Source organism: Legionella steelei, from assembly GCF_001468005.1.
Taxonomy (GTDB): Bacteria; Pseudomonadota; Gammaproteobacteria; order Legionellales; family Legionellaceae; genus Legionella; species Legionella steelei.
Genome location: NZ_LNYY01000019.1, coordinates 139,601 through 146,676, shown reverse-complemented (window position 1 = coordinate 146,676; position 7,076 = coordinate 139,601). Strand labels below are relative to the sequence as shown.

Sequence of the window (7,076 nt, the reverse complement as noted above, 5' to 3'; positions counted from 1 at the left end):
ATGCCATTGTAAAGTGTCAACTATGTCCCCGAACATATGTCAGGGATGTCCCCGGTCTATACACTGCTAAGCCCCAGTATGTAACAATGCTAATATATTTCTTTCTTTAAGACCAATGGATAAACACTTGTTAAGTGAGCTTACAGTAGGGGTTTCATGATGGACAGAGGAAAGAATTAACTCAACAATGCTGGGCTTAACAGCCCAGCCTACCTGCTGTAGCATAGTACAGCAGTGTTCATCGTCATCCCGAGCGTAGCGAGGGATAACAGCAATATTCATACGGCAGCAGACTCAAAATGAGACTGATTAATTTGCAAAAGACGGTGAAAACGAGCAATACGTTCTTCTGTTAATGGCTTACGCTGATCATCAAGCAAATGAGCATCTAGCCCCTCACTTAATTGTCGCGCGGTTTCCAACATGACAGCAAACCGCTCTATATCAATACCGGGATTTTTAGAAGAATGCATGTACAAACAAAGGCCTCGTACACTAAAAGCACCAATATTTTGTAAATCAAAAACTCCAGTGGCAGTTGCCGCTGCTAAACTGCATAAAACCGGACCTTGGCCGTTAGGATATTGGTGGCGGTGGAATAAACTCCCTTCACCAAAACGTAAACCAGCCGCCAAAACAGTTTGTAATAGCTCATATCCTGCAAATTGTCGGTTTTCTTTTGCAAGTAAAAACATCATTAAAGTAGTTGGAGTATCTGTTTTTGTTGAAGGTTCGACCTCCACCTTTGGTGCTGGTTTGGGCTCAACCTTTAACTCGATTTGCGCTTCATCGTCCAAAGGCATCAAACGTGGTTGTGAAGGTTTTACAGTATTCGTTTTAAGTAATTGCACTTCCTCATCAGCTTCCATTTCATTATTGGGGTCCGTAGCATTAATTTTGCGGACGGCAATAATGTCATCATTATAATTCTGTGTGTTATCTGCACTTTTTACTGGTGTTCCCAGGTTAGGTTGATAACGTTCTGGATTTAAGCTCTGTCTTCGAGCTTTCATTAAGCGCCCAATTGCTACAATAACCCCAATTAACAACAGGACATTAAGAATTAAGCTCCAATTTGCCTGCATCATCTACTCCATAGCCAAAGCTTGTGTTACATCAACTGCAACCAAACGAGACACTCCAGGTTCTCGCATGGTTACCCCAATCAAATGATCTGCTAATTCCATTGTAACTTTATTATGTGTAATAAAGAGAAATTGTACGAATTGTGACATCTCTTTCACCAAAGCGCAAAAACGCCCCACATTTACATCATCTAAAGGTGCATCCACTTCATCTAACATACAAAACGGTGAAGGATTTAACTGAAAAATAGCAAAAACTAATGCTACTGCAGTCATTGCCTTCTCCCCTCCGGATAACAAATGAATTGTACTGTTTCGTTTTCCAGGAGGTTGTGCCATTACTACAATACCAGCTTCTAATAGATTATCACAAGTCAATTCGAGCTGCGCTCTCCCACCACCAAACAAACGCGGAAAAAGTGCCTTAAATGAAGTATTAACCTCGTCAAAAGTACTTTCCAAGCGCGAGCGGGTTTCTTTATCCATTTTTTCAATGGCGGTTTCTAGAGTTGCCAAGGCTTGATTTAAATCATCATACTGCTCATCCAAATAGACTTTACGTTGCTGTTCTGTTGTAAATTCTTCAATCGCAGCAAGGTTAATCGCGCCCAAGCGTTTGATTTTTTCAGAAAGAGCGATTAATTCGTCTTCACGCATAGCCTGCGTTACATCTGCAGGTATTTGTTCCAGTACTGCTTGTGCTTGCAAGTTCGACTCATCAAGCGACTCTTGAACTGAGCTGGCGCGCACTGCCAAAGCTTGCTCTTCCATTCGAGTAGTGCTTATTTGCTCTTGAATACGCTTTACTTCAAAATCACAATTTAGAATGTTTTTCTCGCAATCCTCAAGCTGCATCCTCAGCTGTGATAGTTGCTCCCGACTCAACGTTAATTGCAATTCTATTTCACCATGCTTTTGTAATTGTAGCGCCAGTTGCTCTTTGAGCTCCTCTCCAGGGCTTGCTGTTTGCAAGCAAAGCATGGCTATGTTTTCTAAACGCTCCTGCAAAACATTTAAACGTTCTTGTTCTCGTTCAATACGCTCATTCAGTTGCTGTATTTTATTTTTCTCTCTATCGTATTCACGTTCGCCTTGATGCAATGCACCTCGAGACTCTTCTAATTGTTTATTTTTTGCTGCTGAAGTTTGCACCCAATTTTGTTTTTCTTGCAGGCACTGTTCTTGTTGCTGCTCAGATACTTGGTATTGTTCTTCCAAAGACTGCAATTTCTCTTTTATAGTACATTGTTCTGCCGCGGTTTCTTCCAAAATAAGTTTCAATTCATCGCATTCAAACGCTAAAGCAGTCGCCTGTTTTTCTGCCTGCAGCATCGCTTGTTCATTGGCAGTCAAAGCCACACTATTGGTTCTTAATGCCTCATTGCTGGCATTGACATTCAACTGGTGTAATTCAATATCCTTTAAACTTTTTTGTAACTGTTGATGTGTATCATCACGCTCTATCCTTAAGACATCAATCTTCTCTTGCAGCTCCTGAACAACAGCAGCTAATTCGGCAATTTTTTGTTGCCGTGCTAATAGGCCTAGCTCATCTTGTGTTTCAGGAGTTACAAATTTCACCCAGCCTCGACCTAACCAGAATCCATCAGGCGTTATAATCGACTCATGCTCAGCCAATTCAGCCAGCCAACTTAAGGCCTCATCAAAATGCTCTGCGGTATAGATATGTTCTAAGGGGTATACATTTGCCGGAATAGTTCCTTTTATTTTATCGATAAGACGCGGATGGGGGGTGGGTTTTAGATCGATTGTTCTGAGGGTAACAATACTTTCACCTTGACGCTCACAAATGGCTCGCTGTGGCCATAACTCCTCAAAAGTTTCCAGAACATAAGCATGTAACGCCTCATTGAGTACTCGTTCACAAGCAGATTGCCATTTAGTTTCAACCTGCAAAATATCCATCAATCGCGGTTTTTCTGACCACTCCTTAATAGTGTTTTTGCTGCTTTGCATGCCCTGGCGTGCAGCACGCTGCGCTGCTATTAATGCTGCATATTCGCTGTTTGCATGATGAAAGTCATCTTGTAAGCCATGTAGTTGCTGCTCTATATCCTGTAACTTAGTGCGTAATTGTTCTGTATTTTCTTGGCTTTGTTGTAGTTGTAACGCATCAAATTCTTGGTCATCAATTAATTTAATGCGTTGTTGTTCTAAGTTGCTTTGGAGCTGTTGGAAATCCGCTACTGATATAGTTTCCTGCTCTAATTGAAGCTTCTCTAATCGTAGCAGTGTTTGTTGATATTTTTCTTCTAAATGTTGGGCATTAACCTCTGTCACCTGAAATTCTCTTTTCAGATTGCCAGCATGCATTTGTACTTCTTGCCAACGAAGATCCATTTCTGCCTGTTGCGTTTGCATATCTTGCCAATCGGCTTCCAGCTCTTTAAATCGAGCGTTCAATTGCTCGAGTTGCTGCCCCAGCTCATGAGCATTCTGCTGACAATGAAGCAACTCCTCTTTATCGTGTTTGAGTTGTTCTTCTGCAACCTGCCAATCTGCTTGCATTTGCTGTTGGTCCTGCTCCAAACGTCTCTTTTCACGCGTCTGTTGTTGTATGGTTTCTTCCAAACGCGCAATTTCAGTACCTAATTGATAGAAGCTTGCTTGAATTTGTTGTGTTTGTTCATCCACATCATGCTGTGTTTCATTCAACGCTACTCGTTCTTTATTAGCCTTGGTCAGAGCGCTTTGTTGTTGTTCGTAACTTACCGCTAATTCTTGTATTTGACGTTGTTTTACTTCTTGCTGAACAATAAAATCGTGCCATTTAAGTGCTAAAATTTCCGCACGACATAATTGTTCTTCATCTTTGAGAATGAGATAACGTTCAGCAGCCTTGGATTGACGTTCCAAACGTTGTAACTGTTTATCCAACTCCTCGCGAATGTCGGCCACACGTGTTAGATTTTCACGTGTATGATCAATGCGTTGCAATGTTTCTCGTCGGCGTTCTTTATATTTGGAAACCCCTGCCGCTTCTTCAAGATGTACCCTTAAGTCTTCGGGTTTGGCCTCAATGAGCTGAGAAATGGTTCCTTGGCCAATGATAGAATAGCCACGAGCCCCAGCACCTGTACCAAGAAAAATATCCGTAATGTCTTTACGTCGACAACGACTGCCATTCAAATAATAAGAAGAATCACCATCTCGAGTCACTACGCGCTTTACTGCGATTTCACCATAACTGGCAAAAGGACCAGTGAGACGTCCAAGACTGTTATCAAACACAAGTTCAACAGAAGCCTGCCCCACAGATTTACGATTGGAAGAACCGTTAAAAATCACATCGGCCATGGATTCGCCACGCAAATTGCGTGCAGAGCTTTCTCCCATAACCCAGCGTACCGCATCGATAATATTTGATTTCCCACAGCCATTAGGACCAACAACGGCAACTAATTGACTCGGAAAATGCACCACCGTCGGATCAACAAACGATTTAAAACCGGCTAATTTTAATTGCTTCAAATGCATAGTATGGCAATTTTTAAACAAAATAAGCAGGCATTATAACTGAGGATGGACAGGCTATCCACACAACCGCTGTCATTAAGCTAAGTTCATATAAATTGTCATCTCATGCGCTGGGAAGCCAACTCGAATCAAAGCCCCAACAAGCGCAGGCTGGGTTGTTAAGCCCAGCATCTACCAAATTAATTCGTACTCTCCAAATTCCATTATGGACCTTATTATATACTGCTGGGCTTAACAGCCCAGCCTACGGTTATTTGGCTAGTTTTGTCCACCAATTCTCTAACATATACAGAAAAACCAGTACTAATTTGACAAACAAATGCACAACGATATAATCCCCTCATTTAATAGAAAATGGGTGGATAATGAAGCGCTTACTCGATAAATCATTTAGCATAATTACATTTAGTATGGCGTTTCTTTTTGCAAATCCAATTTTTTCAGATCCACCAAATCTGACTTTAGTAAAAAATGAACTCAAAAATTATCATGACTCAGGTCTTTATCAAAAAGAGTTAATCCAAGTGATTCAAAAGGCACAAAAATATATTGATCACCAAGCAGAAATAAATCAAAGAGAAAAATCGCATAAAAAACTGGCACTTGTTTTAGACATTGATGAAACCAGCTTATCTAATTATAAGTACATGATTGCACGTGATTTTGGCGGAAATCATCAACAATTTCATCAAGATATCATGGCGGCTAATGCGCCAGTAATTAAGCCCATGCTGCGCTTGTATCGTGATGCACGCAATCATGGTATCAAAGTTTTTTTTGTGACTGGAAGAAATGAATCTGAACGCCAGGCGACTACGAACAATTTACATAAGGCGGGTTATAATGGATGGTCAGGTTTGTATCTACGCCCCATGAATTACACCTCCAAATCCATTATTCCGTTTAAATCAAACACCCGTAAAATGATCACCGAAAAAGGCTATACCATTGTGGCATCAATAGGCGATCAATACAGTGATCTTAAAGGTGGGTATGCGCAGAAAGTCTTTAAATTGCCAAATCCTTTTTATTATTTACCTTAAGCTTTTTTTTGTAAGCGCTGTCAATTTAAGAGAAATTGTAGCCTTGGTGAAACGATAGGGAACCCGGGGGGCACGGCTTCGCCTTCACCAGGCTACGTCTATCGACCTCTTTGGCCCGAATGGTTACGCCTTTTTAGCAGCAGAAACCATTTGATTGGTATCCTGGTGGACTAGATCTTTTAAAATCAGCGACATCAATAATTTGACTTGTCGCTCATACATTTTTGGATCATAGCCACCCTCTAATCCCCAATAGATTCGTTCTATATCGCTTTTATTTTCTTGATACAGTTTAAATAAACTCTCGTAAAAATAAGTTAAGTCCATTTCATTAAAGCGCGTTTTCCGTGCTTCCGTAGCTCCCATTAAATGACCATCCACATACTTTCCACAATAAGCGGTTTCCTCTTCATGCGAATCCCAACCGGTGGGGAAATATAGAGCTACTTTCTGACCATTCTTTTGCGCCTGTTTGATTTGCTCCTCAATTTTTTCTATTGCAAAAACCAAAGCAGGATGTACACAACCTGGTTTACGTGTTGTGAGACTTAAATCTACTGCAAAATAGTGTAATCCTTCTCGTTGCCATGAATGGATTTTTTGTCCTTCATCCTGTGCGCTCTTTTTGAACGCTTTAGTAATGAATGCCGTATCTTGTTGCGGATAAACCCTTGAATCAAAAACATCTATATGACATATATCTATATTTGCCGCAGAATTCATTAAAATATCACAAAGGCCATTATCCCGATTTACATCAGTCCCAATAATAATGTGTTTGACTGATTTGCTGTTTAAACGTTGTATGTGCTTCAGTAGCACTGCTGTTTTATTTAAAATACAAAAGCCACTTCCTTCGTCAGCAAACGCATGATGAGTAGGTAATCCAAAAGAAAAATGTACTTTTTTAGAATGAAATAAAGTCATCGCAATATCTTTGATCAGTACTTCAAACGTCCCAGGGGTAATAAGAATATCTGAATTTAACTCCTTCCATCCTTTGGGTTTCGCTTCAATACAATCGGTTATGATTTTCTGCAAATATTTTGATGTATGCACCGCCAATAATGCGCGGAGAATCTCATCTTCTTCAGGAAATCCGGCAAAAAGCGCCAATGCGCCCTTCGTATCTCCTTTATTCATAGCAGCAAATAATTGATTCCAGTGCGAAGGCAACTTCACAAGATCGGTTGTAACAACAGGTAATGTAGCCTCTATAGATTGAGTTTTCGTGATCACTTGGGTCATATGCTTGAGACGCTTATATTGGTCTTCATTAGCACCAGCAGGCATCCCATGCATTTGTTCTATGTCTTTGCCAGAGGGAATTTGAATACAGCATTCTTGCTCTTTATATACACCAGAAGAAGTCTTATCGCTAAAAAAATATTTATGCTTCATCTTCATTTACCTGGAAAAGTAAAGAGAAAAGGAGTTCTTATCAAAGTAA

Annotated in this window: 4 protein-coding genes; 1 reads left to right on the top strand and 3 read right to left on the bottom strand. The window is 40.5% G+C overall.

Features of this window, described 5'->3' with window-relative positions; translation table 11 throughout:
- Window positions 1–278 precede the first annotated feature (278 nt).
- Window positions 279–1,085, bottom strand: coding sequence for a cell division protein ZipA C-terminal FtsZ-binding domain-containing protein (locus tag Lste_RS04895; protein WP_058509957.1), 807 nt, complete (start codon window positions 1,083–1,085; stop codon window positions 279–281).
- A 3-nt stretch (window positions 1,086–1,088) separates the two neighbouring features.
- Window positions 1,089–4,583, bottom strand: coding sequence for a chromosome segregation protein SMC (smc, locus tag Lste_RS04890; protein WP_058509956.1), 3,495 nt, complete (start codon window positions 4,581–4,583; stop codon window positions 1,089–1,091).
- Between the two features lie 365 nt (window positions 4,584–4,948).
- On the opposite strand from smc, the gene Lste_RS04885 reads away from it, so the two are divergent.
- Window positions 4,949–5,626 carry an HAD family acid phosphatase gene (locus Lste_RS04885; RefSeq protein ID WP_058509955.1) on the top strand — a complete coding sequence of 226 codons (678 nt, stop codon included), beginning with the start codon at window positions 4,949–4,951 and terminating at the stop codon, window positions 5,624–5,626.
- Window positions 5,627–5,749: 123 nt separating this feature from the next.
- On the opposite strand, the gene Lste_RS04880 is transcribed toward Lste_RS04885, so the two are convergent.
- Window positions 5,750–7,027: an acetylpolyamine aminohydrolase gene (locus Lste_RS04880; RefSeq protein ID WP_058509954.1), complete on the bottom strand. Its 1,278-nt coding sequence runs from the start codon at window positions 7,025–7,027 to the stop codon at window positions 5,750–5,752.
- Between the last annotated feature and the right edge of the window lie 49 nt (window positions 7,028–7,076).

Bases quoted from the DNA above. Each gene is read 5' to 3' on its own strand.
- Lste_RS04895 (WP_058509957.1), bottom strand. From the start codon at position 1,085: ATGCAGGCAAATTGGAGCTTAATTCTTAATGTCCTGTTGTTAATTGGG.
- smc (WP_058509956.1), bottom strand. From the start codon at position 4,583: ATGCATTTGAAGCAATTAAAATTAGCCGGTTTTAAATCGTTTGTTGAT.
- Lste_RS04885 (WP_058509955.1), top strand. From the start codon at position 4,949: ATGAAGCGCTTACTCGATAAATCATTTAGCATAATTACATTTAGTATG.
- Lste_RS04880 (WP_058509954.1), bottom strand. From the start codon at position 7,027: ATGAAGCATAAATATTTTTTTAGCGATAAGACTTCTTCTGGTGTATAT.